A 25,907-nucleotide genomic window follows, 5' to 3' on the forward strand; every position below is an offset into this window, starting at 1 on the left:
CAGACTTCACGGAGACACAGACATGACCGAAAGCACCACCATCCGCTGGGAACAGGACGACACCGGCGTCGTCACGCTCGTCCTCGACGACCCCGACCAGTCCGCGAACACCATGAACCGGGCGTTCAAGGCCTCCATCGCGGCGATCGCGGACCGCGCGGAGGCCGCCGTCCAGGCCGACAAGGACGCCATCCGCGGGTTCATCTACACCTCCGCCAAGAAGACCTTCTTCGCGGGCGGCGACCTCAAGGACATGATCAAGGTCGGCCCGGAGAACGCGCGGCAGGCGTTCGAGACGGGCATCGCCATCAAGAACTCGCTGCGCCGCATCGAGACCCTGGGCAAGCCCGTCGTCGCCGCCATCAACGGCGCGGCCCTCGGCGGCGGCTACGAGATCGCCCTCGCCTCCCACCACCGCGTGGCCCTGGACGCCCCCGGCTCCAAGATCGGCCTGCCCGAGGTCACCCTCGGCCTGCTGCCCGCGGGTGGCGGCGTCACCCGCACCGTACGCCTCATGGGCATCACGGACGCGCTCCTGAAGGTGCTGCTCCAGGGCACCCAGTACAACCCCGCACGCGCCCTGGAGAACGGCCTGGTCCACGAAGTGGCCGCCACCCGCGAGGAGATGTTCGACAAGGCCCGCGCCTTCATCGACGCCAACCCGGAGTCGCAGCAGCCCTGGGACAAGCCGGGCTACCGCATCCCCGGCGGCACGCCCGCCCACCCGAAGTTCGCGGCGAACCTGCCCGCGTTCCCCGCCAACCTCAAGAAGCAGACCGCGGGCGCCAACTACCCGGCGCCGCGCAACATCCTCGCGGCGGCCGTCGAGGGCTCCCAGGTCGACTTCGAGACGGCGCTGACCATCGAGGCCAGGTACTTCACCGAGCTGGTCACGGGCCAGGTCGCGAAGAACATGATCCAGGCGTTCTTCTTCGACCTCCAGGCCGTCAACTCCGGCGCCAACCGCCCCCGGGGCGTCGAGGCCAGGACCGTGCGCAAGGTCGCCGTGCTCGGCGCGGGCATGATGGGCGCGGGCATCGCGTACTCGTGCGCCCGCGCGGGCATCGAGGTCGTCCTCAAGGACGTCTCCGCCGAGGCCGCGGCCAAGGGCAAGAGCTACTCCGAGAAGCTCTGCGACAAGGCCGTCCAGCGGGGCCGTACGACGCGGGAGAAGGCCGACGCGCTGCTCGCCCGCATCACGCCCACCGCGGACCCGCGGGCGCTCGCCGGGTGTGACGCGGTGATCGAGGCGGTCTTCGAGGACACCGCGCTCAAGCACAAGGTGTTCCAGGAGATCCAGGACATCGTCGAGCCGGACGCCCTGCTCTGCTCCAACACCTCCACCCTGCCCATCACCACGCTGGCGGAGGGCGTCACCAGGCCGGTCGACTTCATCGGCCTGCACTTCTTCTCGCCCGTCGACAAGATGCCGCTGGTGGAGATCATCAAGGGCGAGCGGACCGGCGACGAGACGCTGGCCCGCGCCTTCGACCTGGTGCGCCAGATCAACAAGACGCCGATCGTGGTCAACGACTCGCGCGGCTTCTTCACCTCCCGCGTCATCGGCCACTTCATCAACGAAGGCGTCGCGATGGTCGGCGAGGGCATCGAACCGGCCTCCGTCGAGCAGGCCGCGGCCCAGGCCGGATATCCGGCGAAGGTCCTCGCCCTCATGGACGAGCTGACCCTCACGCTGCCCCGCAAGATCCGCGACGAGACGCGGCGGGCCGTCGAGGAGGTGGGCGGCACCTGGGCGGCCCACCCCTCGGACGCCGTGATCGACCGCATGGTGGACGAGTTCGAGCGCCCCGGCAGGAGCGGGGGAGCGGGCTTCTACGAGTACGTGGACGGCAGGCGCGACCGCCTCTGGCCCGGCCTGCGCGAGCACTTCACCCAGCCCGGGCACCAGATCCCGTTCGAGGACATGCAGGAGCGGATGCTCTTCTCCGAGGCGCTCGACACCGTGCGCCTCCTGGAGGAGGGCGTGCTGACGTCGGTCGCCGACGCCAACATCGGTTCCATCCTCGGCATCGGCTTCCCCGGCTGGACGGGCGGCGTGCTCCAGTACATCAACGGCTACGAGGGCGGCCTGCCCGGCTTCGTGGCCCGCGCACGCGAGCTCGCCGAGCGCTACGGAGAGCGGTTCACGCCGCCCGCGCTGCTGGTCCACAAGGCGGAGAACGGCGAGCGGTTCAGCGACGCCTGATCCCCGCGAACCAGGTGCGGGAGTGGTTCAGGCCTCCTTGAGCCACTCCCGCAGCTCCTCCTTGAGCGAGCGCTGGAACGCGGTCACCAGCGCCTGCACCACCATCGGCTGCATATGGGCCGACAGCGACCGCATCGCGGCGACGTGCTCCGGGTCGTGCTCGGGGTCAGGACCGCCCTCGCGGCGGGAGTCCCACACCTCGTCGCGGAAGAGGCGGGACAGCTCGTGCGCCGCCGCCCGTGTGTGCTCCATCAGCACCGAGCGGGCGGCGAGGATCGTCTCGTGCGCGATCGGCACGTCCAGGAGCCGCACCCCGAGCCGGAGCAGCCCCACGTCCACGCGGTACGTCCCCGGCGTCCCGGTCCCGGCGACCACACCCATCGCCGTGAGCCGCCCCAGGTCCTCGTCGTCGAGCGCGCGCCCCGCCCTGCGCTCCAGCTCGCCGCGCGGGACGTCCTCGGCGGAGTCGGGCGCCCAGGACGCCACCAGGGCGCGGTGGATGGCCAGGTCGTGCGCGCTCACGTCGGCGGGAAGCTGCTCCACGTACCGCTCGATCGCGGCGAGCGTCATGCCCTGGTGCTGGAGCTCCTCGATGAGCGCGAGCCGCGACAGGTGGTCCTGGCCGTAGTGGCCGACGCGGCGCGGGCCGATGACCGGCGGCGGCAGCAGGCCCTTGGTGCCGTAGAAGCGGATCGTGCGGACCGTGACGCCCGCGCGCGCGGCGAGCTCGTCGACCGTGAGGGTCGGCTCGTCGGCCTCGGTCGCGACGCCCTCGGTGTCGGTCGTCATGGCGGCGCCATCCCTCCCCGGTTCGGCTCGGGGGACGTCTCCCCGCGTCGTGCGCCGATGCGGCCCCCGCATCGTGCGTCAATGCGGTGCAACAGTATTGCTGGCACACCAGTGTTGTGAAACCCTCCGGGCCCATCGACGGCACCAGGAGGCGGTCATGACCACGATCCTGCGACTTCCGGGCGACCCCGCCGGCATCACCCTCCCCGCCCTGCTGCTCCGCAATGCCGAGGACCACGGGGAGCTGCCCGCGCTCTCCTGGCGTACGGGTGCGGAGTGGTCGACGCTCACCTGGCGCGAGGTGCGGCGCAAGGTCGCCGTCCTGGCCGCCGGGTACGCGGCGCTGGGCGTCGAGCGCGGCGAGCACGTCCTGATGATGCTGGGCAACCGCCCCGAGCACTGGCTCAGCGACCTCGCCCTGGTGCACCTCGGTGCCGTCCCCGTGACCGTGTACGGAACCGCGGCCCCCGAGCAGGTGGCCCACATCGTGCGGCACAGCGGGGCCCGCTTCGCGGTCGTCGAGGGCGCCGGAGAGCTGCCGCGCTGGGAGCCGCTCCTGGCCGACGACACCGCCCCGCTGCGGCGTCTGGTGGTCGTGGAGGCCGCGGCGGCGGGGGAGCACCGCACGTACGGCTCGCTGCACGCCACCGGCAGCCGCCTGTACGACCCCGAGGGCTTCGAGAAGGCCTGGCGCGAGAGCCGCCCGGACGACGCGCTCACGGTCGTCTACACCTCGGGCACCACCGGTGACCCCAAGGGCGTCCGGCTCAGCCACCGCAACATCCTCCTGAACGGCATCGCCCTGGACGGCGTCGTGGACTTCCCCGACCACGTCGGGCACATCTGCTACCTGCCCTTCGCGCACATCGCCGAGCGGCTGCTCGGCATCTACCTGCCGGTCCTGCGGGCCGCGCACGTCTACCTGTGCGCGGACCCGTCCCAGGTGGCGGCCACCGCGCGCGAACTGCACCCCTTCCAGTTCTTCGGGGTCCCGCGCGTGTGGGAGAAGCTCGCCGCGTCCGTGCGGGCCGCCCTCGCCGCGCTGCCCGAGGAGCGGCGCCGCGCCGTCGAGGCGGCCGGCGACACCGCCCGCGCGCACGTCGCCTGCCGCGAGCGCGGCGAGGAGCCGTCCGCGGAGCTGCGGGCCGCCTACGCCGAGGCCAAGGAGCGGGTGCTCGACCCGCTGCTCGCCCTCGCCGGCTTCGACCGGCTGGTGTGGACGGCGAGCGCCTCGGCGCCCATGCCGCCGGAGGTGTCCCGCTTCTGGGCCGGATTCGGCCTGGTGATCATGGACGCGTGGGGGCTGACCGAGACCGCGGGGGTCGTCACGACGAACGGCCCCGGGGCCTTCCGCCTCGGTTCGGTGGGCCGCCCCATCGAGGGCGTGGAGGTGCGCACCGCCGAGGACGGGGAGCTCCTCGTCCGCGGGGCGACGGTCTTCGACGGCTATCTGCGGCCCGACGGCGGTGTCGACGGCGTCTGCGACCGGGACGGCTGGTTCGCCACCGGAGACATCGGCCGCATCGACACGGACGGCTACGTCTGGCTCACCGACCGCAAGAAGGAGATGATCGTGACGTCGACGGGCAAGAACGTCTCGCCCGCCCTCGTCGAGAACGCGCTCAAGGAGCACCCGCTCATCGGCCAGGCCCTGGTGCACGGCGACGGCCGCTCCTACCTGGTGGCCCTGCTGGTCCTGGACCCCGAGATGGCGCCCGTCTGGGCCGCCGCGCGCGGCATCGAGGGCGACCTGGTCTCCCACCCGGCCGTACGGGAGGAGGTCGCGCGGGCCGTCGAGGCCGCCAACGCGCGCCTGAACCGCACCGAACAGGTCAAGCGCCACCGCCTCCTCGCCGAGGAGTGGAGCCCCGCCACCGGGGAGCTGACGCCTTCCCTGAAACTGCGCCGCCGGGTGATCCACACCAAGTACGAGCAGGTCATCGAGGGTCTGTACAGCCCTTGATCAGCATGTGAGAAGTTCCGCTATGTGACGTGCGCCACCGCGTGGTCGGCGATCTCTGGGGGAAGGTGTTCCGTCGGTCCGCGCGCGTCAAGGGGTGTCGTGGGCCGGAGCACATTCCGGACCCCGGGATTTCTTCCGGGCACCAGAGAGTAGATCCCCCACGTGAGCAAGGAAGCCGTAGATTCGGCCGCCCTGGACGCATCCCCCACGGATGTGGAACAGGCCCCCGCGGACGCGGGCGACGCCGGTTACAGCAAGGACCTCAAGGCCCGTCACGTCAACATGATCGCGATCGGTGGCGCGATCGGCACCGGACTCTTCCTCGGGGCGGGCGGCCGCCTCCACTCGGCGGGCCCCGCCCTCGCCCTCGCGTACCTCGTGTGCGGCATCTTCGCGTTCTTCGTCGTGCGCGCCCTCGGCGAGATGGTGATCTACCGTCCGTCGTCCGGTTCGTTCGTTTCGTACGCGCGTGAGTTCCTCGGCGAGAAGGGTGCCTACGTCGCCGGCTGGATGTACTTCCTCAACTGGTCGACCACCGGCATCGCCGACATCACCGCGATCGCGCTCTACACGCACTACTGGAGCTTCTTCACCGACATCCCGCAGTGGGTGCTCGCGCTGTTGGCCCTCGCGGTGGTCCTGGCCATCAACCTGATCTCGGTGAAGTACTTCGGCGAGATGGAGTTCTGGTTCTCCATAGTCAAGGTCGCGGCGCTCATCGCGTTCATGCTGATCGGCATCTTCCTGCTGGTCAGCCAGCACAAGGTCGGTGGTGAGACGCCGGGTCTGAGCGTCATCACCGACAACGGCGGGTTCCTGCCGAACGGCTTGATGCCCGTCGTGATCGTGATGCAGGGCGTCGTCTTCGCCTACGCCTCCCTCGAACTGGTCGGCGTCGCGGCGGGCGAGACCGCCGATCCGCAGAAGATCGTCCCGCGCGCCGTGAACTCGATCATGTGGCGTGTGGGCGTGTTCTACGTGGGCTCGGTCGCCCTCCTCGCGCTGCTGCTCCCCGGAGCGGTGTACTCGGCGGGCGAGAGCCCCTTCGTGACGGTCCTGTCCAAGATCGGCGTGCCGGCGGCCGGTGACGTGATGAACCTAGTCGTCCTGACCGCGGCCATGTCCTCGCTGAACTCGGGCCTGTACTCCACGGGCCGCATCCTGCGCTCCATGGCGATGTCGGGCTCGGCCCCCAAGTTCACCGCCAGGATGAACAAGAGCCAGGTGCCCTACGGCGGCATCCTGCTCACCGCGGGCGTGGGCGTCCTCGGCGTCGGCCTGAACAGCATCGTGCCGAGCAAGGCCTTCGAGATCGTCCTGAACGTGGCGTCCCTCGGGATCATCAGCACCTGGGTGATCATCATGATCTGCCACCTGGCGTTCGTCCGCCGCTCCAAGGAGGGCGCCTTCGAGCGCCCGAAGTTCCGCCTGCCGGGCAGCCCGGTCACGGAGATCGTCACGATCGTCTTCCTGCTCGCGGTGCTCTGCCTGATGTGGAAGGACCCGGAGGTCGGCCGCAAGACGCTGTTCCTCATCCCGATCGTCGCGGCGGCCCTGGTCGCGGGCTGGTACGCGATCCGCCGCAAGGCCGCCGGCGAGGCCAAGACCCTGCTGAAGTAGGCCCACGACCCCACGGCCCCACGGCCCCACAGCCACCGCGCCGCCCGGCCCCTTGGCCGGGCGGCGCGGTGCGTGGGTGTCAGTGCTTGTGGTCGTGCTGGTGGTCGTGGCCGTGGTCGTGGACGCCGTTCGTGGCGGCGATCTGCTTCCATGACCTGGGCTTGGCGACGGGGGCCGTGGCGGTGGCCGACCGGCTCAGGCCGGCGTGCTTCGCGGCGGGGGCCGCCGGTCGCGACGGCTGGTACAGCCAGGTGTCGAAGAGCTCGGCGAGCGGCTTGCCCGAGATCTTCTCGGCGTACTTCACGAAGTCGCCGACCTTGGCGTTGCCGTACGCGTACGCCTTCGGCCAGCCCTTCAGGATCGCGAAGAACGCCTCGTCGCCGATCTCGTTCCGCAGCGCCTGAAGGGCCAGCGCGCCCCGGTCGTAGACCGCGAGGTGGAACTGGTCGTCCGCACCCGGGTCACCCGGCTTCACCGTCCAGAACGGGTCGTCGGCGGGGTGCTGCGCGTACACGTAGTCCGCGAGCTCCTGTGCGGTGCCCTCGCCCTCCTTCTCCGACCACAGCCACTGGCTGTAGCGGGCGAAGCCCTCGTTGACCCAGATGTCCTTCCAGCCGTGCACCGAGACGCTGTCCCCGTACCACTGGTGGGCCAGCTCGTGGACGACGATCGAGGTGTTGGAGCCGTTCTTGAACGCGGCGGGGCTGTAGAAGGGCCGCGTCTGGGTCTCCAGGGCGTAGCTGCTCTTCACGTTCGGGACGTAGCCGCCGAGCGCGTTGAAGGGGTACTCGCCGAAGACCGTCTCCAGCCACTCGGCGACCTCGGTGCTCCGCTCGATGCTGGCCCGCGCGGCGCCCGCGTTGTCGCCGAGGTCCTTGCTGTAGGCGTTGAGGACCGGCAGACCGCTCTCGGTCTTGTCGGTCGTGATGTCGAACTTGCCGACCGCGAGCGTGGTGAGGTAGCTCGCCTGCGGCTTGTTGGACCGCCAGTTGTAGCGGGTCCAGCCCAGCTTGGAGCTCTGCGACTGGAGCACACCGTTGGAGATCGCCTGCGTGCCGTCGGGCACGGAGACCGACACGTCGTACGTGGCCTTGTCCAGCGGGTGGTCGTTGGAGGGGAACCACCACACGGCGGCCTCCGGCTCCTGCGCGGCGACACCGCCGTCCGGCGTCCGGTGCCAGGCGCTGTACCCGTTGATCTTCAGCTCGGACGGCTTGCCCGCGTACCGCACGACGACCGTGACCGCGGTGCCCTTGGGCAGCCCCGCGGGCGGCGTGATCTCCAGCTCCTGGTCGCCGGTCTTCGTGAACTTCGCCTTCTTGCCGTTGACCCGCACCTCGGAGACCTTCAGCCCGAAGTCGAGGTTGAAGCGCGAAAGGTTCTGCGTGGTGCGGGCGCTGATCGTCGCCGTGCCCTCCAGGAGGTCGGTGACGGGCTGGTACTTCAGCCTCAGGTCGTAGTGCGATACGTCGTATCCGCCGTTGCCGCTCGCCGGGTAGTAGGGATCGCCGATGCCCGGTGCTCCGGGGGTGAAGTCCGCGGCCGATGCCGGGATCGCCAGCAGCAGGGAGGCCGCGATCGCCCCCGGAACGATGAGTCTGCGGTGCACGTCAAGCTCCAAGTCGTAGTCGTCGTCGTAGCAGTCGTCGTCGCACGTCATAAAGGCACAAGACCTGTATGTCTTGGTCGCCGAGCCTATTCAGCCCTTACGGCACGCGTCATGTCCATGGCCCCTGCTGTCACACGATCGCCATTCGGCCGACATGTGCCTCAATGTCCCAAGCGCCTGACGCGGCACGTCCGGCCCTCTGTCGCGCGGGAGTTCACCGGTGTACCTTCCGCGCCATGCCGATACGTGCGCGACGCGCCCGCCTCCCCTGGAGAACGCTGCTGACGGCGGCCCTGACCGCCCTGCTGGCCATGCTCATGTCCCCGGGCGCGGCACAGGGCGCCGCATCCGGCCCCCGTACGCCCGCCGAGAGCAAGCCCGTGTACGCGTACGACGACGCGATACGCGAGTCCGTGTGGGTCGACACCGGGCTAGACGGCGACGCGGACGGCAAGTCCGACCGTGTCGCCGTCGACATCGTCAGGCCCCGCGAACTCGACCGCACGGGCCGCCGGATACCCGTGATCATGGACGCCAGCCCGTACTACTCCTGCTGCGGGCGCGGCAACGAGAGCCAGAAGAAGACCTACGACGCGCACGGCGACCCCGTCCAGTTCCCGCTCTACTACGACAACTACTTCGTCCCGCGCGGTTACGGCTACGTCGCCGTGGACCTGGCGGGCACGAACCGCTCCGACGGCTGCGTCGACGTCGGCGGCCGCTCCGACGTCCGGTCCGCGAAGGCCGTCGTCGACTGGCTGAACGGCCGCGGCCGCGGCTACACCAGCCGCACGGGCCAGGAACGCGCGAAGGCCTCCTGGTCCAACGGCAGGACCGGCATGATCGGCAAGAGCTACGACGGCACCGTCGCGCAGGGCGTGGCCGCCACCGGCGTCAAGGGACTCAAGACCATCGTGCCGATCGGCGCGATCTCCTCCTGGTACGACTACTACTTCCAGCAGGGCGCCCCGCTCTACGACAGCGGCCCCGAGGGGCTCTCCGACGCCGTCGAGAGCCCCGAGGCGCGCGCCCGCTGCGGCGCCGTGCAGCAGCGCCTGATCGACGGCGCGCCCCGCAGCGGCGACTGGACCCGCCTGTGGAGCGAGCGCGACCACGTCCCGGACGCCGGCAAGGTCAGGGCCAGCGTCTTCGTCGTACACGGCATGCAGGACCTGAACGTCCGCGCCAAGCACTTCGGACAGTGGTGGGACGCCCTCGCGAAGAACGGCGTCGACCGCAAGATCTGGCTCAGCCAGGCCGGTCACGTCGACCCCTTCGACCTGCGCAGGGCCGACTGGGTCCGCACCCTGCACCGCTGGTTCGACCATGAACTCCTCGGCCACGACAACGGCGTCGACCGCGAGCCGATGGCCGACATCGAGCGCGCCCCCGACCACTGGACCACCGACCGCGTCTGGCCCCCGCGCGCCACCGGCACGGTCGAGCTCCGCCCCGCCAAGGGCGCCGCGCCGGGCGTCGGCACGCTGGGCACACGCCGCGCCAAGGGCACGGAGACGTTCACCGACGACCCGAAGCTGAGCGAGACGGACTGGGCCGAGCGGATCGACATGCCGACACCCGCCAAGGCCGGCTTCGCCACCGGGCCGCTCACCCGCGACCTGCGCCTGTCCGGCTCCTCCCAGGTGACGGTGACCGCGACGCCGACGACCCGCACCGCCCATCTCTCCGCGATCCTCGTCGACCTCGGCCCCGCCACCATTCGCGACTACGCCGCCAGGGGAGAGGGCATCACCACGCTCGACGAACGCGACTGCTGGGGACCGAGCACCACGGGCGACAGCTCCTGCTTCCGCAAGACGCGGGCCAGGACCGCCGACGTCGAGCACACGATCGTCAGCCGCGGCTGGGCCGACCTCGGCACCTGGGCGGACGCACACCGCGGGCGCCCGCTCACCCCGGGCAAGCCCCACACCATCACCCTGGACCTCGCCGCGAGCGACCACGTCGTGCCCAAGGGGCACCGCCTCGCGCTGATCGTCGCGGGCACCGACAAGAACCTCATCGAAGCTCCCGCCGACACCCCGACGCTCACCATCGACCTGGCCCGCACCCACGCGAAGGTCCCGCTGGTCGGCGGCGCGAGCGCGTTCAGGCCCTCCGATTCCGGCACTCCCCGCGAAGCCCGTCTCGACGGCGTCGCCCCACCGCGTCCGCTCACACCCGTACCGGGAGGCAGTACTTCATGACACCGCGCATCCGCACCCTGGCGCTCGCCTGTGCCGCCGTCGCCCTCACCGCGCCGCTCCTGACGGTGCCGGCCCAGGCGACCCCGACCCCGCCGCGTACCGGTTTCGAGGAGAGCGACGGCGCCCGCTGGACCACCCAGCCCGAGGAGCAGCGGCTCCTGGCCGCGGTCGACAGGGCGAGCGACCGCATATCCGTCTCCCGCATCGGGAGCACCAAGCAGGACCGCCCTCTCCAACTGGTCAGCATCGGGGAACGCAAGGCGAAGAACACCGTGCTGCTGATCTGTAGCCAGCACGGCGACGAGCCGTCGGGCCGCGAGGCCTGTCTGACCACCATCCGCGACCTGGCGTACGCGAAGGACCGCGGGACCCGGGAGTTCCTGCGGCGCACCACGCTCCTGGTCGTCCCGACGGCCAACCCGGACGGCCGCGCCGCCGACACCCGCGGCAACTCCGACGGCGTCGACATCAACCGCGACCACCTCTCCCTGGCGACCGCGGAGGCCCGCGCGACGGCCGCCGTCATCCGCGACCACCGACCCGACGTCATCTACGACCTGCACGAGTACGGGTCCACCCCCAAGTACTACGACAAGGACCTCTTCGACCTCTGGCCGCGCAACCTCAACACCGACGAGGCGGTGCACAAGGAGGCGCAGACCCTGTCGAAGGCGTACGTACGCCCGGCCGCCGAGGGCGACGGACACACCACGGGCACCTACGGCATCTGGACCGACCCCGTCACCGGCGAGCCCATCAAGCAGACCGCGGGCGACGGCCAGGAGCGCATCCTGCGCAACATGTCCGGCATCAAGCACGCCGCGGGCCTGCTCATCGAGAGCCGCGTCGACCCGCTCACCGACGCCGAGAAGAACGACGAGGCCCTGAACAACCGCCGCCGCGTCTCCTCCCAAATCTCCGCACTCGGCGGCCTGTTCGACTACACGGACGAGCGACGCGCACGCCTGGAGCGGACCACCGACGCGGCACGCGTCGAGGGCTACCGCGACCACGGCCCCGTCTACGTCGGCGGCGCGGACAACGACCCCGCGGAGCCGTCCGAGACCATCGCCGACCCGCCCTGCGGCTACCGGCTGACCGCCGCCCAGTACGCCGACATCAAGGACGAACTGGCCCTGCACGGGGTGAAGGCGAAGCGGCAGAAGTCCGGCGCGTACGTCCCGCTGCGCCAGCCGGCCCGGGCCCTCGTGCCGCTCCTGCTCGACGAGCGGGCGACGTACCACATGGTCACAGCTCGACCCGACATGAACTGTTGAGGAGTGAGTTACGGGTCACATGTGGTAGGGGGTAGCGAGAACAAACTCTCGACCGCAATCGACCCGTTGAAAGGTGCCACTTGTGACGCATGAACAACAGAAGGCGGATGACGGGGGAGGGTCGCCGGACATCATGACGCCCGCCCACGGCGGCCGGTCCCCACAGACGGACCGGGTGGTGTTCGGCGTCACCGCCGTGCTGACCCTCGCGTTCGTGGTCTGGGGCGCGCTGGCGACGGACACGCTCAAGGATGTCTCCACGGACATGCTGAACGGTCTGATGCACAACGGCGGTTGGTTCTTCATGCTGACCGCCACCGGGTTCGTGGTCTTCGCGCTCTGGCTGGCCGTCAGCCGGTACGGGAAGATCACCCTCGGCAAGGAGGGAGAGAAGCCCGAGTTCCGGACCGTGTCCTGGGTCGCCATGATGTTCAGCGCGGGCATGGGCATCGGCCTGATGTTCTACGGGGTGAGCGAGCCCCTGGCGCACTTCACCACGCCACCGCCGGGCACCGACCCGGCGGACTCGGCCGCGGCGATGGAGACGTCACTGGCCACCACCCTCTTCCACTGGACGCTCCACCCGTGGGCGATCTACGCGGTCGTCGGCCTCGCCATCGCGTACAGCACCTTCCGGCGCAACCGGCGGCAGACCATCAGCGCCGTGTTCGAGCCCCTCATCGGCAAGAAGCACGCGCGCGGAGCCTGGGGCCGGGTCATCGACATCCTGGCCATCTTCGCCACGCTCTTCGGCTCGGCGGCCTCCCTCGGCCTCGGCGCCCTCCAGATCGGCAGCGGCATCGAGGTGCTCGACTGGATGGACGAGGCGGGCACCGGCCTGCTCGTCGTGATCATCGCCGTGCTGACCCTGGCCTTCGTGGCATCCGCCATCTCCGGGGTGGAGAAGGGCGTCCAGTGGCTGTCCAACATCAACATGGTGCTTGCGCTGCTGCTCATCGTGTTCGTCTTCATCGCGGGCCCGACGGTCATCATGCTCGACATGCTGCCGACGTCCATCGGCGCGTACCTCGACGACCTGCCGCAGCTCATCGGCCGCACCGAGGCCTCCAGCGGCGAGGGAGTCGCCGACTGGCTGAGCAGCTGGACGGTCTTCTACTGGGCCTGGTGGATCTCCTGGACGCCCTTCGTCGGCATGTTCATCGCGCGCATCAGCCGCGGCCGTACGATCCGCCAGTTCATCGGCGGCGTCATCCTGGTGCCGAGCACGGTCAGCCTCATCTGGTTCGCCGTCTTCGGCGGCAGTGCCATGAGCGTCTCCGAGCGAGGCGGCCTCAAGGGTGAGACGACCGCGGAGGCGCAGCTCTTCGGGCTGCTCCACGAGTACCCGATCGCCACCGTCACCAGCCTTCTGGTGATGGTCCTCGTCGGCATCTTCTTCGTCTCGGGTGCCGATGCCGCGTCCATCGTGATGGGCGCGCTCTCGCAGAAGGGCGCACTCGAACCCAGCCGGTTCGTCGTGATCTTCTGGGGCATCGTGACCGGAGCCGTGGCGGCGATCATGCTGCTCATCGGCGACGGCTCGGGCGACGCGCTCACCGGGTTGCAGAACCTCACGATCCTCGTGGCGGCGCCCTTCACCCTCGTGATGATCGGCATGTGCGTGTCCCTGATGCGGGACCTGCGCCACGACCCGCTGATCGTGCGCGGCGAACACGGCACCGAAGCCGTGGGGAAGGCCGTGATCGCGGGCCACGAGCAGTACGCCGGTGACTTCGAGATCCGTATCGGCCCCTCCACGGACGAGGACGGGGGCGAGGACGCGACCGAGGACGCGGGCGGACCGGAGCCGGACAACGATCCGGCGCGTACGCGCTGACGTCGGCTCAGGAGGCGGTGCGCCGCGGTGTGCCGCCTCCTGCCGGTTTCGCACCGTCCAGTCGGGTGCGCGCGAATACGCCCTCGACCATGCGTACGCCATCTCGCTCGGACCGCACCGTGGACTTCGTCCGCACCAGCCGCCGGTCGGGCCGGACCTCGGCACTCACCACCGGCACACCGCCCCCACGCGCCCCGCCGCAGGAGCGGAATGTGCGAGGAATGGGCCATGCCGTGCTCACATCACACCATCGGTGGGGATACTCACAGCATGTCTGCCCAGTACGCGACCTTCGGTCTGGCGCCGGCCATGCGGGCCGGTGGGGTTCTCGCCAACGGTGACTACCAAGTGCACCGTGACTTCGTCGACTTCATCGTCGACGGCCGCCCCCTGCTGTTCCGGCTCTCCGACCTCGACGCGGTGTCCCCGCTGGCCGCGGACATCCCGCCCGCCATATTCACCGCGCACATCCGCAGCCTCCTCCTGGAGGCGGAGGCACCGCTGCGCGACAACCGCTATGTCATATACGGCTGTCCCGAATGCGAGGGCCTGGAGTGCGGTGCCGTCACGGCGGTCATCGAGAAGGCCGCCGACGGCGGCGACGACTTCGTCTGGCGCGACTTCGCCTGGCAGACGGGAGAACCGGTCGATCTGCGGCTCAACGGCTACCACGGCATAGGGCCGTTCCGGTTCAGCGGCCCCGAGTACCGCCGGGCGCTGGGGGAGTTGCTCGCGGCGGACGAGCGGCAGGCCCGCCGCCGGGTCCTGCTCATCGGGGCCCGCGTCGCGCTCCTCGCCAAGCTGGCCGCGGCCCTGCGGACCATCGGCATCGGCGCGGAGATCGCCGCGGACGCGGCGGATGTGCCGCCGGACGAGCTGCGTACGTACGGGGCGGTCGCCTTCGGCCGTACGGTGTCCGCCGAGACCCGTCGGTCCGTGCGGTCCGCTTTCGAGGGGGCGGGGGTACGCGTCGCCTACGTCGACGGGCTCGCCCCGATAGTGCCGCTCCTGGTGGCCCAGATCGAGGACGCGCTCGACCGGAGCCCCGCGGAGCAGCGGCGGCTCACCGGGCTCGCCGCCGGGCGGGACGCGGCGCGGCTCTCCGTCACGTCGACGTGCCGGGTACGGCTGATCGCGTACCGCATGGACCGGCTGTCGCGGACGCACGTCCATGAGGTCTTCGACGAGGTGCTGGAGCCCGGCGAGCACCGGGTGCCGCTGGAGGCGCGCAGCACGAAGGGCAACTCGTACGTGGTCGCCCGGACCTCCACCAGCGTCCTGGTGACCGAGACGGGCGCCGGGGGCGGCCCGTAGCCGCGGTGCGCCGCCGCTTCTACCGCCCGGCCGCCCGTCGGCCCGCGCCGCGCAGGCCGAAGGCGGAGACCGCCGCCCCCAGCAGCACCATGGCCACCGGGACGACGAGCGCGGTGCGGTAGGCGTCCAGCACCGCGCCCGGTGAGCCATCGGTGCCGGCGGAGGCGATCCCGTACACCGCGGTCACCGCGGAGATCCCGACCGCCGAGCCGAACTGGGTGAACGTGTACAGCAGCCCGCCGGCCAGGCCCTGCTCCTCCTCGCCCACGCTGCCGGTCGCCACGATGGTGAGCGGGCCGTAGGCGAGGGCGAAGGCGGTGCCCGCGATGACCAGGCTCGGGAACATCACCGCGTACGACCAGTCCATCCCGACCGGCAGGAACAGCCCGTACGCCACGATCGCCAGCAGGAAGCCGCCGAGGATCACCCGGCCGGTGCCGTACCGGTTCACCAGGCGCGGGGTGAGGGTGGGCGCGAGGACGACGTCGCAGCCCATGGCGGTCAGCGCGAGCGCGGTCCGCAGGGACGACCAGCCGCGCAGCTCCTGGAGATAGAGCGTGACGATGAACTGGAAGCCGAAGAACGCGCCCAGAAAGAGCAGTGCGCCGAGGTTGGCCCGCACCATCGCGGCCTTGCGGAAGATCGCGAGCCGGACGAGCGGCGCTGTGGCACGCCGTTCGATCACGATGAACGCCGCCACCAGCGTCAGCCCGGCGGCGAGCGCGCCGAGGGTCGGCCCGAGCCCTTCGCCGCCGTGCTCCAGCCGGACGATGCCGTAGGCGAGCAGCAGCATCGCGGCGGCGGCGGCAGCGGCGCCGGCCAGGTCGTAGCCGTGCGGTACGGGCTCGGGGCGGGGCTCGGCGGGCAGCAGCCTCAGCGCCGCGAGCAGGATGGCGCCGGCCAGGAACGCCGGGGCGTAGAACACCCAGCGCCAGCCGAGGCCGGTCAGCAGCCCGCCGATGACGAGGCCCAGCGAGAAGCCGCCGGCGCCGACACCGGCGAAGATCAGCAGGGCCTTGTCGCGCCGCGGCCCTTCCGGATACGAGGTCGTGATGATCGACATGGCGGCCGGGGTCATGAAGGCCGCCGCCACGCCGGTGACGAAGCGGGCCACGACCAGCATCCAGCCCTCGGTCGCGAAGCCGCCCAGCGCGGAGAAGACCAGGAAGGCGCCGAGCCAGGCGAGGAACATCCGCCGCCTGCCCAGCAGATCGGCGGCACGGCCGCCGAGCAGGGTGAAGCCGGCGTAACCGAGCACGTAGCCGCTCATGACCCACGCCGTGGTGCCGGTGGTCAGGCCGAGGTCGGCGCGGATGGTGGGCACGGCGACGGCCAGCATGGCCACGTCGCTGCCCTCGAGGAAGATCGTGCCGCACAGGACGAGCAGCAGGGCCGAGGACCGTCGTCCACCCGCGATTGCCATGACCATGGCCGGGAACGTACCGGGCAGCCAACAGCCCGGGCCACAGCTTTTATCCGTACGCGGAGGCCCCGCCCGGCCCCTGCCCGGTCCCTGCCCGGTCCCGCAAGGCCGACGCGCCCCGCCTCGCGGAAGCGGGCCCCCGTAGAATGCCCCCCTGATGACCGCAACCCTCGTCGCCAAAGATCTCGCCGCCGGCCACGGCGACCGCACCCTCTTCTCCGGACTGGACCTCGTCGTCGCCCCCGGCGACGTCATCGGCCTCGTAGGCCCCAACGGGGCAGGCAAAAGCACCCTGCTGCGGCTGCTCGCGGGGCTCGACACCCCCGAGGGCGGCGAGCTGCGGCTGTCGCCGCCCACGGCGTCCGTGGGGCACCTGCCCCAGGAGCCGGACCGCCGCCCCGGCGAGACGATCCGCGCCTTCCTGGCCCGCCGCACCGGCGTCGCGGAGGCCCAGCGCGTGATGGACGAGTCCACCCAGGCCCTGGTCGACGGAGCCCCGGGCGCGGACGACGCGTACGCGGACAGCCTGGAGCGCTGGCTGGCCCTCGGCGGCGCGGACCTGGACGAGCGCGCCGAGGAGGTCACGGACTCCCTCGGCCTGACCGTCGGCCTCGACCAGGAGATGACGTCGCTCTCCGGAGGCCAGGCGGCCCGCGCGGGCCTCGCCTCCCTCCTCCTGTCCCGCTACGACGTCTTCCTCCTCGACGAGCCGACGAACGACCTCGACCTGGCGGGCCTCGACCGCCTGGAGAGCTTCGTGAAGGGCCTGCGGGCGGGCACGGTCGTGGTCAGTCACGACCGCGAGTTCCTCAGCCGCACCGTCACCAAGGTCCTCGAACTGGACCTGGCCCAGCAGGAGATCAACCTCTACGGCGGCGGCTACGACGCCTATCTGGAGGAGCGGGAGGTGGCCCGCAGGCACGCCCGCGACGAGTACGAGGAGTACGCGGACAAGAGGACGGCGCTCCAGGGCCGCGCCCAGATGCAGCGCTCCTGGATGGACAAGGGCGTCAAGAACGCCCGCCGCAAGGCGGGCGACAACGACAAGATCGGCCGCAACCTCCGCAGCGAGGCCAGCGAGAAGCAGGCCGCCAAGGCCCGCCAGACGCAGCGCATGATCGAGCGCCTCGACGTCGTCGACGAACCCCGCAAGGAGTGGGAGCTGCGCATGGAGATCGCGGCGGCCCCCCGCTCGGGTTCGGTCGTCGCGGGTCTGCGCGACGCGGAGGTGCACCGCGGCACGTTCACGCTGGGCCCCGTCACCCTCCAGATCGACTGGGCGGACCGCGTGGCGATCACCGGTGCGAACGGCTCGGGCAAGTCGACGCTGCTCGGCGCCCTGCTCGAACGCGTACCGCTGAGCGCGGGCCACGCGGGCCTCGGCTCGGGCGTCCTGGTCGGGGAGGTCGACCAGGCCCGCGCGCTGTTCCACGGCGAGGAGTCCCTGCTCGACGCGTTCTGCGCGGCCGTGCCCGAGACCGAACCGGCGGAGGTCCGCACGCTCCTCGCGAAGTTCGGCCTGAAGGCGGCCCACGTCCTGCGCCCGGCGGCGACGCTCTCACCGGGCGAGCGCACCCGCGCGGCCCTGGCCCTGCTCCAGGGCAGGGGCGTCAACCTCCTCGTCCTCGACGAGCCGACGAACCACCTCGATCTGCCGGCGATCGAGCAGCTGGAGTCGGCACTCGACTCCTACGAGGGCACCCTGTTGCTGGTCACGCACGACCGCAGGATGCTGGACGCCGTACGCGTGACGCGCCGCCTGGAGGTGGCGGAGGGCAAGGTGACCGAGCTGTCACCCTGACCTCCGGCCCGCCTCATGCCGTCGTGAGACGTCAGCGCTGCTTCGGATCGACGAGGCCGGCCCGGCGCAGTGCCTCGGCCATCGCGTCGTTGGCCGGCGGCGGGCCCTGGCGCTGCGGCTTCTGCCCGCGCTGACCGCCGCCTCGCTGCCCACCGCCGCGCTGGCCCTGACCCTGCCCCTGCCCCTGCCCCTGCGCCTGGCCTTGCCCCTGGCCCTGCTGTCGCTGCTGCGGCGGCCGCCCGCCCCGCTTGGGTCCGGCCTCACCGGAGTCGGCGGGGGCCGCCTCGTCGTCGAGGCGGAGCGTCAGCGAGATCCGCTTGCGCGGGATGTCGACGTCCATGACCTTCACCTTGACGATGTCACCGGGCTTCACGACGTCCCGCGGGTCCTTGACGAACGTCTTGGACATCGCGGACACATGCACCAGACCGTCCTGGTGCACGCCCACGTCCACGAACGCGCCGAACGCGGCCACGTTGGTGACGACGCCTTCGAGCACCATGCCGGAGGCCAGGTCGGAGATCTTCTCGACGCCGTCCTTGAAGGTGGCCGTCTTGAAGGCGGGGCGCGGGTCGCGGCCCGGCTTCTCCAGCTCCTTCAGGATGTCCGTGACGGTCGGCAGACCGAAGACCTCGTCCACGAACTCGTCGGGACGCAGCGAGCGCAGCACCCCCGTGTTGCCCACAAGGGAGGAGACCTCGCTGCCCGCCGCCTTCACCATCTTGCGCACCACCGGATACGCCTCGGGGTGCACGCTGGAGGCGTCCAGCGGGTCGTCGCCGCCGCGGATGCGCAGGAAGCCCGCGCACTGCTCGTACGCCTTGGGGCCGAGCCGGGCGACGTCCTTGAGGCCCTTGCGGCTCTTGAAGGGGCCGTGGGTGTCGCGGTGCGCGACGATGTTCTCCGCGAGGCCCGCGCCGATGCCGGAGACCCGGGCGAGCAGCGGGGCGGACGCGGTGTTCACGTCCACACCGACGCCGTTCACACAGTCCTCGACGACCGCGTCGAGCGAGCGCGAGAGCTTCATCTCGGAGAGGTCGTGCTGATACTGGCCGACGCCGATCGACTTGGGGTCGATCTTCACGAGCTCGGCGAGCGGGTCCTGGAGCCGCCGCGCGATGGAGACCGCGCCGCGGATCGACACGTCCAGGTCGGGCAGTTCCTGCGAGGCGAAGGCCGACGCGGAGTACACCGAGGCGCCCGCCTCGGAGACCATCACCTTGGTGAGGTTCAGCTCGGGGTGCCGGGCGATGAGGTCGGCGGCGAGCTTGTCGGTCTCGCGGGAGGCGGTGCCGTTGCCGATCGCGATCAGGTCGACCGCGTGCTCCTCGGCCAGCGCGGCGAGCGTGGCCAGGGACTGGTCCCACTTGTTGGCGGGCACGTGCGGGTGGATGGTGTCCGTCGCCACGACCTTGCCCGTGGCGTCGACGACGGCGACCTTCACGCCCGTACGGAAGCCGGGGTCGAGGCCCAGCGTCGCGCGCGTGCCCGCCGGTGCGGCGAGCAGCAGGTCGCGCAGGTTCGACGCGAAGACGCGCACGGCCTCGTCCTCGGCGGCCGTGCGCAGGCGCAGCCGCAGGTCGATGCCGAGGTGGACCAGGATGCGGGTGCGCCAGGACCAGCGCACGGTGTCCTGGAGCCACTTGTCGCCGGGGCGGCCGCGGTCGGCGACGCCGAAGCGGTGGGCGACCATCCCCTCGTACGACGAAGGGCCGTCCGTGGCCTCCTCGGGCTCCAGGACGAGGTCGAGGACGTCCTCCTTCTCGCCGCGCAGCATGGCGAGGACGCGGTGCGAGGGCAGTTCGGTGAAGGGCTGGGCGAAGTCGAAGTAGTCCGCGAACTTGGCGCCCGCCTCCTCCTTGCCCTCCCGGACCTTCGCGGCGAGTCTGCCGCGCACCCACATGCGCTCGCGCAGCTCGCCGATCAGGTCGGCGTCCTCGGAGAACCGCTCGGCGAGGATCGCGCGCGCCCCGTCGAGAGCGGCCTGCGGGTCCGCGACGCCCTTGTCGGCGTCGACGAACGCGGCGGCAGCCGCCCGCGGCTCCACCGACGGGTCGGCGAGCAGGCCGTCGGCCAGCGGTTCGAGGCCGGCCTCGCGGGCGATCTGCGCCTTGGTGCGCCGCTTCGGCTTGAACGGCAGGTAGATGTCTTCGAGGCGCGCCTTGGTGTCCGCCTCGCGGATCCGCGCCTCCAGCTCCTCGGTGAGCTTGCCCTGCTCGCGGACCGAGTCGAGGATCGCGGCGCGCCGGTCCTCCAGCTCGCGCAGATAGCGCAGCCGCTCCTCGAGCGTGCGCAGTTGCGCGTCGTCGAGCATCTCGGTCGCTTCCTTGCGGTAGCGCGCGATGAAGGGCACCGTCGAGCCGCCGTCGAGCAGGTCGACGGCGGCCTTCACCTGCCGCTCCCGTACGCCGAGCTCCTCGGCGATCCTGCCTTCGATGGAGGACGCAGTGGACGTCTTCGAAGCTGCCACGTTCCGGTACCGCCTTCTCGCTGGGGTTGCCCGGCAATTGTGGCAGGTGGTGGTGACAGCGGGGGGTCAGACCCGGCGGGCCCGGCCCGCGCGTGCCCCGCCCCGGCCTCCACTCCGTCCTCCGCTCCGGCCGGTGGAACGGGAGGCTCCGCCGAACAGCCGGGCCAGCGCCCGGAACGGCAGGGTCACGACGGTGGCGATGGCACCGGCGATCTGACGCAGAATGTCCGCGATGGCACGGAACATCAGGATTCCCCTCTCGTCTCCCGGCACGCCGGTGTGCGGCCAGGAGACGTACGGGTACCTCATCGCGCCCGGAACATGCCGGACCTGCCTCAGCCCTTGCCTACCAAGTCCGCGGGGAACGCCCCCGCCCGCAGCGCCGCCCCTACGAACACGGTGCCGAGCTCCGTCAGGCGTTCGACGCCCGCCGTGCCCAAGTGCTCGTAGGGCGCGCGATCCAGGCGGTCCGTCTCCGCCTCGACCTCCCGGCGCAACGCCACGCCGGCCTCGGTCAACTCGCCCTCCGCGTCCAGCACTCCGCGGGCGCGCAGGCGCTCCTCGGCCGCGTTCCACTCGTCCTTGTTCCAGCCGCGGGTGGAGAAGACCCACTTCGGGTTGGTGCCCTTGCCGGTGGCGGTGTGGGTGACCAGCGCCTCCAGGCCGTCGAGTTCGGCGCCGAGCAGGACGGTCACGTGCCCGTCGCCGCGGTGCTCGCGCAGCAGCGTCGCGGCGTGCCAGTACGCCAGGTGCGGCTCCTCGGGCACGGGCAGGTCTGCGTGGGCGGAGTACAGGGGCCGGGCGGTACGGGTGCAGGCCTCGGCGGCGCGCAGCGCGAGCCCGGCGGCCTCGGCCATCTCCGGCGAGGCGACGGCGTCGTCGCCGAGGAGGCGCCGCAGCGTCGCGTCGACGCCGCGCAGCCGGGCCGCGAGCACGTCCTCGGGCGAGGCGGTCCGCCAGATCCGCGGCACGTGCGCGGCCACGAGTTCGTGCTTGTAGTTGTAGAAGGCGGCGGTCACCACGCCGGGCCCGACGGCCCCCAGGGCCGCCGCGCGCACGGCGAAGTTGACGGCGCTGGGATGGCTGATCCCGAGCTCCGCCAGCTCACGCGACACGTCCGGCGAGAAGTAGTGCGAGGAGTGCAGCGGGTTGAGCACGTTGTGGCAGCGGCGTCCGGCGCGCGGGTGCGGCGCGGCGGGGGACGCCGGGGCTGATGACGAGGTCGTCGAAGAGGTCATGGGGGCACGGTACCTACTGGTTGGTATGCCTCTCCGGTCAGGTCAGGTCAGGTCACTGGCCGGACCGGGCCGGGCCGGACCGGGCCCGGCCTGTCGCGCGCGAAGCCGTCATGGCAGGAATGGTGGGCTGCTCGTCATTGCGGCCATGCGCCAGGGGGCAAAGAATCCAGGCATGGAGCAGCGAACCGTTCTGGTCGTCCTCTTCGGCGGCGTCCAGAGTCTCGACGTCACCGGCCCCGTGGAGGTCTTCACGGGCGCCGGCCTGGCCCGCGGCGGCGCCGACCCCGCGTACCTCGTGCGCACCGCCTCCCTGGACGGCGGCCCCGTACGCACGTCGAGCGGCCTCACGCTCGTCCCCGACCACGCGCTGCCCGACGCTCCCGTGCCGCACACGCTGCTCGTGCCCGGCGGCACCGGCACCCGCCCGGAGGACCCGGCGCTGATCGACTGGCTGCGCGAGCACGGCCCGCGCGCCGAGCGCCTGGTCTCGGTCTGTACCGGCGCCATCCGGCTCGCCCAGGCGGGCCTCCTGGAGGGGCGCAGGGCGACGACGCACTGGGCGTACTGCGCCGACCTCGCCAGGGACCATCCGGGCATCGAGGTCGACCCGGACCCGATCTACGTGCGCGACGGCCATGTCGCGACGTCCGCCGGGGTCACCGCGGGCATCGACCTCTCCCTGGCGCTCGTGGAGGAGGACCTGGGACGCGAGGTGGCGCTGACCGTGGCCCGCCATCTCGTGGTGTTCCTGCGCCGCCCGGGTAACCAGGCCCAGTTCAGCGTCCAGCTCTCCGCGCAGACCGCGCGGCGCGAACCGCTGCGCGAGGTGCAGCAGTGGATCACCGAGCACCCGGACGAGGACCTCTCGGTGGACGCGCTCGCGGCGCGCGCCCGCCTCTCGCCCCGCCACTTCGCCCGCTCCTTCCAGGCCGAGACGGGCCTGACGCCCGGCAAGTACGTCGACCGCGTCCGCGTGGAGCACGCGCGCCGGCTCCTGGAGGACACCTCCGACGGGGTGGAGGAGGTCTCGCGCGCCTGCGGCTACGGCACCCCCGAGGCCATGCGCCGCGCCTTCCTCAAGGCGCTCGGCACGGCCCCGGCGGAGTACCGCCGCCGCTTCCACCCCACGCCACCCACGCCACCCGCGCCACCCGCGCCACCCGCGGCGGACTCCGCCGCACCGGCCGGCACATCCCTCGCCCACGCCAACCGATGAGGACACCATGCAGATAGCCATTGCCCTGTACGAGCGTTTCACCGCCCTGGACGCGATCGGCCCCTACCAGACGCTCTCCCCGCTGCCCGGCGCCGAGACCGTCTTCGTCGCCGAGCAGACGGGACCGGTCCGCGACGACAGCGGGAATCTCGCCCTGATCGCCGACAAGTCGTTCGCTGAGGTGCCGCGCCCGGACATCGTGGTGGTGCCCGGCGGCCCGGGTCAGAGCGACCAGATGGAGAACGAGTCGCTCCTCGGCTGGCTCCGCGCCGTCGACGCCACCTCGACCTGGACGACCTCGGTGTGCACGGGCTCGCTCGCACTCGCCGCCGCCGGTCTGCTCAAGGGCCGCCGCGCCACCTCGCACTGGCTGGCCCTGGCCGAGCTGGACAGGCTCGGCACGCGGTCGACGGGGGAGCGGGTCGTCTTCGACGGCAAGTACGTCACCGCGGCCGGTGTCTCCTCGGGCATCGACATGGGCCTCGCCCTGGCCGGCCGGATCGCGGGCGACGAGCACGCGCAGTCCGTACAGCTCATGACGGAGTACGACCCGCAGCCGCCCTACGACGCGGGCTCCCCGGAGAAGGCGCCCGCGCACCTGGTGGCGAAGTTCCGCGAGAGGGCCCGCTTCGGCCAGTAGTCAGTAGTCAGTAGCCAATGGCCAGTGGCCGGTAGCGACTGCCGCGTGACCGTTTCGGTCAGTCGGCGGGGGCGGTCCAGGTCCAGGTGAAGTGCGGCTGTCTGCGCTCCAGGAAGGCGGCGACCCCCTCGGCGGTGTCGCCGCTGCCGCGCGCCTGGTCCCGCCAGTACGCGTCGCAGTCGGTGCGCCCCGCGGTGAACTCCTTCGCCGCCGCCTGTGTCAGCTGGGAGCGCGCCGCCAGGACGCCGGCGAACTCCGCGACCCGCTTGTCCAGTTCGCCCGCGGGCAGCACCTCGTCCACCAGGCCGGTGCGCGAGGCACGCTCGGCGCCGATCAACTCGCCCGAGAACAGCAGGTACTTGGCGGTGGCGGGGCCCACCAGGGAGACCAGGCGCCGGGTGGACGACGCCGGGTAGACGATGCCCAGCTTCGCCGGCGTGATGCCGAAGGAGGCGCCCTCGTCGGCGAAGCGCAGGTCGCAGGCGGCGGCGAGCTGGCAGCCGCCGCCCACGCAGTAGCCGCGGACCGCCGCGAGCGTCGGTTTGGGGAAGGCCGCGAGCGCGTCCTCGGCCCGCACCGCGAGGTCCTGGGCCGTCCCCGCCGATTCCCGCAGCGAGGAGATGTCCGCGCCGGCGCAGAAGGTGTCGCCCGCGCCGGTGAGCACCAGGGCGCGCACGGCCGGGTCGGCGGCGAGCCCCGCGAGCAGCGGCGGCACCTGGCGCCACATGCCGGCGGTCATGGCGTTGCGCTTGGCCGGATGGCCGATGACGACGGTGGCGACGCCGTCCGTGACGGTGTGGCTCAGCTGCGGCTCCATGCGCCGGATGCTATCCGTGTCCGTCCACCGGCAAGGCCCGCGCACCGTCAGGCTCGTACAACCTGAAGAAACCGTGAAGACGGCAGGAGAACGGCAAGAGCAGTCATGAAATTGGCGTGGCATTGCGGCAGCGATCGAATTGCGTCGATAATCGCCGACTTCTCGTCAGTACGGTGGCCCGGACCAGCGCGTTCCCAACACTCGATGTGTGGTGACTATCGAGCGCGAGGGCGGCGACCGGACGATGGAGAACGACGGGAGAGGCCCAGGCCCCCTTCCCGGCGGCGGCCCACGGGTGCCGTACGAGGGGGTGTGGCGCTTCACGGCCCCCGCCGTCGACGCCTCCGTGCCCCAGGCGCGGCGCGCGGTGCGCGACCTGCTGGACCGCCAGGGCGTGCCGGTCTGCGACGACGTACTCCAGGGGCTGCTGCTCATCGTCTCCGAGCTGGTCACCAATGTGGTGCGCCACGCGGCCCTGCTGTCGCCGATGCTCGCGGTGGAGGTCGCGGTCGGCGCCGAGTGGGTGCGGGTCTCCGTCGAGGACAACCACCCCTACCGCCCGACGGCCCTGGTGGCCGACCACGGGCAGACGGGCGGGCGCGGGCTGCTCCTGGTGCGCGAGGTCACCCGGGAGGCGGGCGGTGCCTGCGACGTCGAGCACACCGCCGACGGGGGCAAGGTCATCTGGGCGGCCCTGCCCCTCAAGCCCGTCAACGGCCTGGACCCGTCCGGTGCAGGCCCGTCCGGCGCAGGCCCGTCGGGGCCCGGCTGGTCGGGGCCGGGCCACTCCGGCCTCGGCCCCGCGCAGCCCTTCTGACGCTTACCAGCCGGCGGAGGTCCCGGTCAGCTCCCTGATCGCGGGCCGCGCCGCGTCGAGCACGGTCATGAACCACGCGGAGAACGGGCCCTTCTCGTGCCGGTCCCGCAGCTCCTCGGCGGTCACGAACGCGGTCTCGCCGACCTCGGAGGCGTCCGGACGCAGCTGCGCCTGGACCATCCCCACGAAGAGGTGGTTGAACTCCTGCTCCACGAGGCCGGAGTCGGGGTCCGGGTGGTTGTAGCGCACGGTGCCCGCCTCGGCGAGCAGCGAGGGCGAGACGCCCAGCTCCTCGTACGTGCGGCGGGCGGCGGCGGCGAACGGCGCCTCGCCCGGGTAGGGGTGCCCGCAGCAGGTGTTCGACCAGACGCCGGGGGAGTGGTACTTGCCGAGGGCGCGCTGCTGGAGGAGGAGGCGGCCCTGCTCGTCGAAGAGGAAGACGGAGAAGGCCCGGTGCAGTTGCCCGGGTGCCTGGTGCGCGGCGAGTTTCTCCGCGGTGCCGATCGTCCTGCCGTCCTCGTCCACGAGTTCCAGCAAGATCGCTTCTCCGGTGCCGTTCGACGAACTGTTCGCCGCGGTGGCAGGTGTGATCGGCATACCCATCCTTCGCTTCGGTCTTCGAGCCTCAAGTCTGCCGTACGTTCCGGGGACTCCAGGCACGTG

At 71.6% G+C, this 25,907-nt stretch carries 18 protein-coding genes and 1 pseudogene; 11 read left to right on the forward strand and 8 right to left on the reverse strand.

What is annotated here, in order from left to right; translation table 11 throughout:
• The first annotated feature begins 22 nt into the window (after positions 1-22).
• Positions 23-2,206 carry a 3-hydroxyacyl-CoA dehydrogenase NAD-binding domain-containing protein gene (locus ACRAKF_RS33295; RefSeq protein WP_447041597.1) on the forward strand — a complete coding sequence of 728 codons (2,184 nt, stop codon included), beginning with the start codon at positions 23-25 and terminating at the stop codon, positions 2,204-2,206.
• 27 nt (positions 2,207-2,233) lie between these two features.
• On the opposite strand, the gene ACRAKF_RS33300 is transcribed toward ACRAKF_RS33295, so the two are convergent.
• On the reverse strand, positions 2,234-2,995 hold the full coding sequence (locus tag ACRAKF_RS33300) for a MerR family transcriptional regulator (RefSeq protein WP_447041599.1): 762 nt from the start codon (positions 2,993-2,995) through the stop codon (positions 2,234-2,236).
• Between the two features lie 157 nt (positions 2,996-3,152).
• Between ACRAKF_RS33300 and ACRAKF_RS33305 the strand changes: the two genes are divergently transcribed.
• Both ACRAKF_RS33305 and ACRAKF_RS33310 read left to right on the forward strand, forming a co-directional pair.
• On the forward strand, positions 3,153-4,958 hold the full coding sequence (locus ACRAKF_RS33305) for an AMP-dependent synthetase/ligase (RefSeq protein WP_447041601.1): 1,806 nt from the start codon (positions 3,153-3,155) through the stop codon (positions 4,956-4,958).
• A 162-nt stretch (positions 4,959-5,120) separates the two neighbouring features.
• Positions 5,121-6,578 carry an amino acid permease gene (locus tag ACRAKF_RS33310; protein ID WP_447041602.1) on the forward strand — a complete coding sequence of 486 codons (1,458 nt, stop codon included), beginning with the start codon at positions 5,121-5,123 and terminating at the stop codon, positions 6,576-6,578.
• A 79-nt stretch (positions 6,579-6,657) separates the two neighbouring features.
• On the opposite strand, the gene ACRAKF_RS33315 is transcribed toward ACRAKF_RS33310, so the two are convergent.
• Positions 6,658-8,187 carry a M1 family metallopeptidase gene (locus tag ACRAKF_RS33315; RefSeq protein WP_447042287.1) on the reverse strand — a complete coding sequence of 510 codons (1,530 nt, stop codon included), beginning with the start codon at positions 8,185-8,187 and terminating at the stop codon, positions 6,658-6,660.
• A gap of 236 nt (positions 8,188-8,423) precedes the next feature.
• Between ACRAKF_RS33315 and ACRAKF_RS33320 the strand changes: the two genes are divergently transcribed.
• From ACRAKF_RS33320 to ACRAKF_RS33335, 4 genes are all read left to right on the forward strand, one after another.
• Positions 8,424-10,394 carry a Xaa-Pro dipeptidyl-peptidase gene (locus ACRAKF_RS33320; protein WP_447041604.1) on the forward strand — a complete coding sequence of 657 codons (1,971 nt, stop codon included), beginning with the start codon at positions 8,424-8,426 and terminating at the stop codon, positions 10,392-10,394.
• Positions 10,391-11,671, forward strand: a complete 1,281-nt coding sequence (locus tag ACRAKF_RS33325; RefSeq protein ID WP_447041605.1) for a M14 family metallopeptidase — start codon at positions 10,391-10,393, stop codon at positions 11,669-11,671. The genes ACRAKF_RS33320 and ACRAKF_RS33325 overlap by 4 nt, the downstream gene beginning before the upstream one ends.
• Before the next feature lie 133 nt (positions 11,672-11,804).
• On the forward strand, positions 11,805-13,508 hold the full coding sequence (locus ACRAKF_RS33330; protein ID WP_447042288.1) for a BCCT family transporter: 1,704 nt from the start codon (positions 11,805-11,807) through the stop codon (positions 13,506-13,508).
• A 270-nt stretch (positions 13,509-13,778) separates the two neighbouring features.
• Positions 13,779-14,822: an oxidoreductase gene (locus ACRAKF_RS33335; protein WP_447041607.1), complete on the forward strand. Its 1,044-nt coding sequence runs from the start codon at positions 13,779-13,781 to the stop codon at positions 14,820-14,822.
• Positions 14,823-14,841: 19 nt separating this feature from the next.
• Here the strand turns inward: ACRAKF_RS33335 and ACRAKF_RS33340 are convergent, their stop codons facing one another.
• Positions 14,842-16,251 (reverse strand): MFS transporter, encoded by a 1,410-nt coding sequence (locus tag ACRAKF_RS33340; protein ID WP_447041609.1) that lies wholly within the window; start codon positions 16,249-16,251, stop codon positions 14,842-14,844.
• Between the two features lie 151 nt (positions 16,252-16,402).
• Between ACRAKF_RS33340 and ACRAKF_RS33345 the strand changes: the two genes are divergently transcribed.
• Positions 16,403-18,046, forward strand: coding sequence for an ABC-F family ATP-binding cassette domain-containing protein (locus tag ACRAKF_RS33345; protein WP_447041610.1), 1,644 nt, complete (start codon positions 16,403-16,405; stop codon positions 18,044-18,046).
• Between the two features lie 31 nt (positions 18,047-18,077).
• On the opposite strand, the gene ACRAKF_RS33350 is transcribed toward ACRAKF_RS33345, so the two are convergent.
• The 3 genes and pseudogenes from ACRAKF_RS33350 to ACRAKF_RS33360 all read right to left on the reverse strand — a co-directional run bounded on the left by ACRAKF_RS33350 (position 18,078) and on the right by ACRAKF_RS33360 (position 21,754).
• A complete protein-coding gene (locus ACRAKF_RS33350; protein ID WP_447041611.1) occupies positions 18,078-20,516 on the reverse strand; it encodes a Tex family protein in 2,439 nt (812 codons plus the stop codon).
• Positions 20,517-20,648: 132 nt separating this feature from the next.
• Positions 20,649-20,762 (reverse strand): annotated as a pseudogene (locus tag ACRAKF_RS33355) (LPFR motif small protein); the annotation flags it as partial.
• Positions 20,763-20,851: 89 nt separating this feature from the next.
• The gene (locus ACRAKF_RS33360) at positions 20,852-21,754 is read right to left on the reverse strand and encodes an SCO6745 family protein (protein WP_447041612.1); all 903 of its coding nucleotides are present in this window, start codon (positions 21,752-21,754) and stop codon (positions 20,852-20,854) included.
• A 172-nt stretch (positions 21,755-21,926) separates the two neighbouring features.
• On the opposite strand from ACRAKF_RS33360, the gene ACRAKF_RS33365 reads away from it, so the two are divergent.
• Both ACRAKF_RS33365 and ACRAKF_RS33370 read left to right on the forward strand, forming a co-directional pair.
• Positions 21,927-22,970 (forward strand): GlxA family transcriptional regulator, encoded by a 1,044-nt coding sequence (locus ACRAKF_RS33365; RefSeq protein WP_447041614.1) that lies wholly within the window; start codon positions 21,927-21,929, stop codon positions 22,968-22,970.
• Positions 22,971-22,977: 7 nt separating this feature from the next.
• The gene (locus ACRAKF_RS33370; protein ID WP_447041615.1) at positions 22,978-23,610 is read left to right on the forward strand and encodes a DJ-1/PfpI family protein; all 633 of its coding nucleotides are present in this window, start codon (positions 22,978-22,980) and stop codon (positions 23,608-23,610) included.
• A gap of 58 nt (positions 23,611-23,668) precedes the next feature.
• On the opposite strand, the gene ACRAKF_RS33375 is transcribed toward ACRAKF_RS33370, so the two are convergent.
• Positions 23,669-24,427, reverse strand: coding sequence for an enoyl-CoA hydratase/isomerase family protein (locus ACRAKF_RS33375; protein ID WP_447041617.1), 759 nt, complete (start codon positions 24,425-24,427; stop codon positions 23,669-23,671).
• A gap of 244 nt (positions 24,428-24,671) precedes the next feature.
• Between ACRAKF_RS33375 and ACRAKF_RS33380 the strand changes: the two genes are divergently transcribed.
• Positions 24,672-25,244, forward strand: coding sequence for an ATP-binding protein (locus tag ACRAKF_RS33380; protein WP_447042289.1), 573 nt, complete (start codon positions 24,672-24,674; stop codon positions 25,242-25,244).
• 3 nt (positions 25,245-25,247) lie between these two features.
• Here ACRAKF_RS33380 and idi read toward each other — a convergent pair whose 3' ends face one another.
• On the reverse strand, positions 25,248-25,841 hold the full coding sequence (gene idi, locus ACRAKF_RS33385; RefSeq protein ID WP_447041618.1) for an isopentenyl-diphosphate Delta-isomerase: 594 nt from the start codon (positions 25,839-25,841) through the stop codon (positions 25,248-25,250).
• Positions 25,842-25,907 lie beyond the last annotated feature (66 nt).

It is taken from the genome of Streptomyces sp. DSM 118878 (genome assembly GCF_052936595.1).

Coding starts and splice junctions, on each gene's coding strand:
- ACRAKF_RS33295 (WP_447041597.1), top strand. CDS start 23: ATGACCGAAAGCACCACCATCCGCTGGGAACAGGACGACACCGGCGTC.
- ACRAKF_RS33300 (WP_447041599.1), bottom strand. CDS start 2,995: ATGACGACCGACACCGAGGGCGTCGCGACCGAGGCCGACGAGCCGACC.
- ACRAKF_RS33305 (WP_447041601.1), top strand. CDS start 3,153: ATGACCACGATCCTGCGACTTCCGGGCGACCCCGCCGGCATCACCCTC.
- ACRAKF_RS33320 (WP_447041604.1), top strand. CDS start 8,424: ATGCCGATACGTGCGCGACGCGCCCGCCTCCCCTGGAGAACGCTGCTG.
- ACRAKF_RS33325 (WP_447041605.1), top strand. CDS start 10,391: ATGACACCGCGCATCCGCACCCTGGCGCTCGCCTGTGCCGCCGTCGCC.
- ACRAKF_RS33330 (WP_447042288.1), top strand. CDS start 11,805: ATGACGCCCGCCCACGGCGGCCGGTCCCCACAGACGGACCGGGTGGTG.
- ACRAKF_RS33335 (WP_447041607.1), top strand. CDS start 13,779: ATGTCTGCCCAGTACGCGACCTTCGGTCTGGCGCCGGCCATGCGGGCC.
- ACRAKF_RS33340 (WP_447041609.1), bottom strand. CDS start 16,251: ATGGTCATGGCAATCGCGGGTGGACGACGGTCCTCGGCCCTGCTGCTC.
- ACRAKF_RS33345 (WP_447041610.1), top strand. CDS start 16,403: ATGACCGCAACCCTCGTCGCCAAAGATCTCGCCGCCGGCCACGGCGAC.
- ACRAKF_RS33360 (WP_447041612.1), bottom strand. CDS start 21,754: ATGACCTCTTCGACGACCTCGTCATCAGCCCCGGCGTCCCCCGCCGCG.
- ACRAKF_RS33365 (WP_447041614.1), top strand. CDS start 21,927: ATGGAGCAGCGAACCGTTCTGGTCGTCCTCTTCGGCGGCGTCCAGAGT.
- ACRAKF_RS33370 (WP_447041615.1), top strand. CDS start 22,978: ATGCAGATAGCCATTGCCCTGTACGAGCGTTTCACCGCCCTGGACGCG.
- ACRAKF_RS33375 (WP_447041617.1), bottom strand. CDS start 24,427: ATGGAGCCGCAGCTGAGCCACACCGTCACGGACGGCGTCGCCACCGTC.
- ACRAKF_RS33380 (WP_447042289.1), top strand. CDS start 24,672: ATGGAGAACGACGGGAGAGGCCCAGGCCCCCTTCCCGGCGGCGGCCCA.
- idi (WP_447041618.1), bottom strand. CDS start 25,841: ATGCCGATCACACCTGCCACCGCGGCGAACAGTTCGTCGAACGGCACC.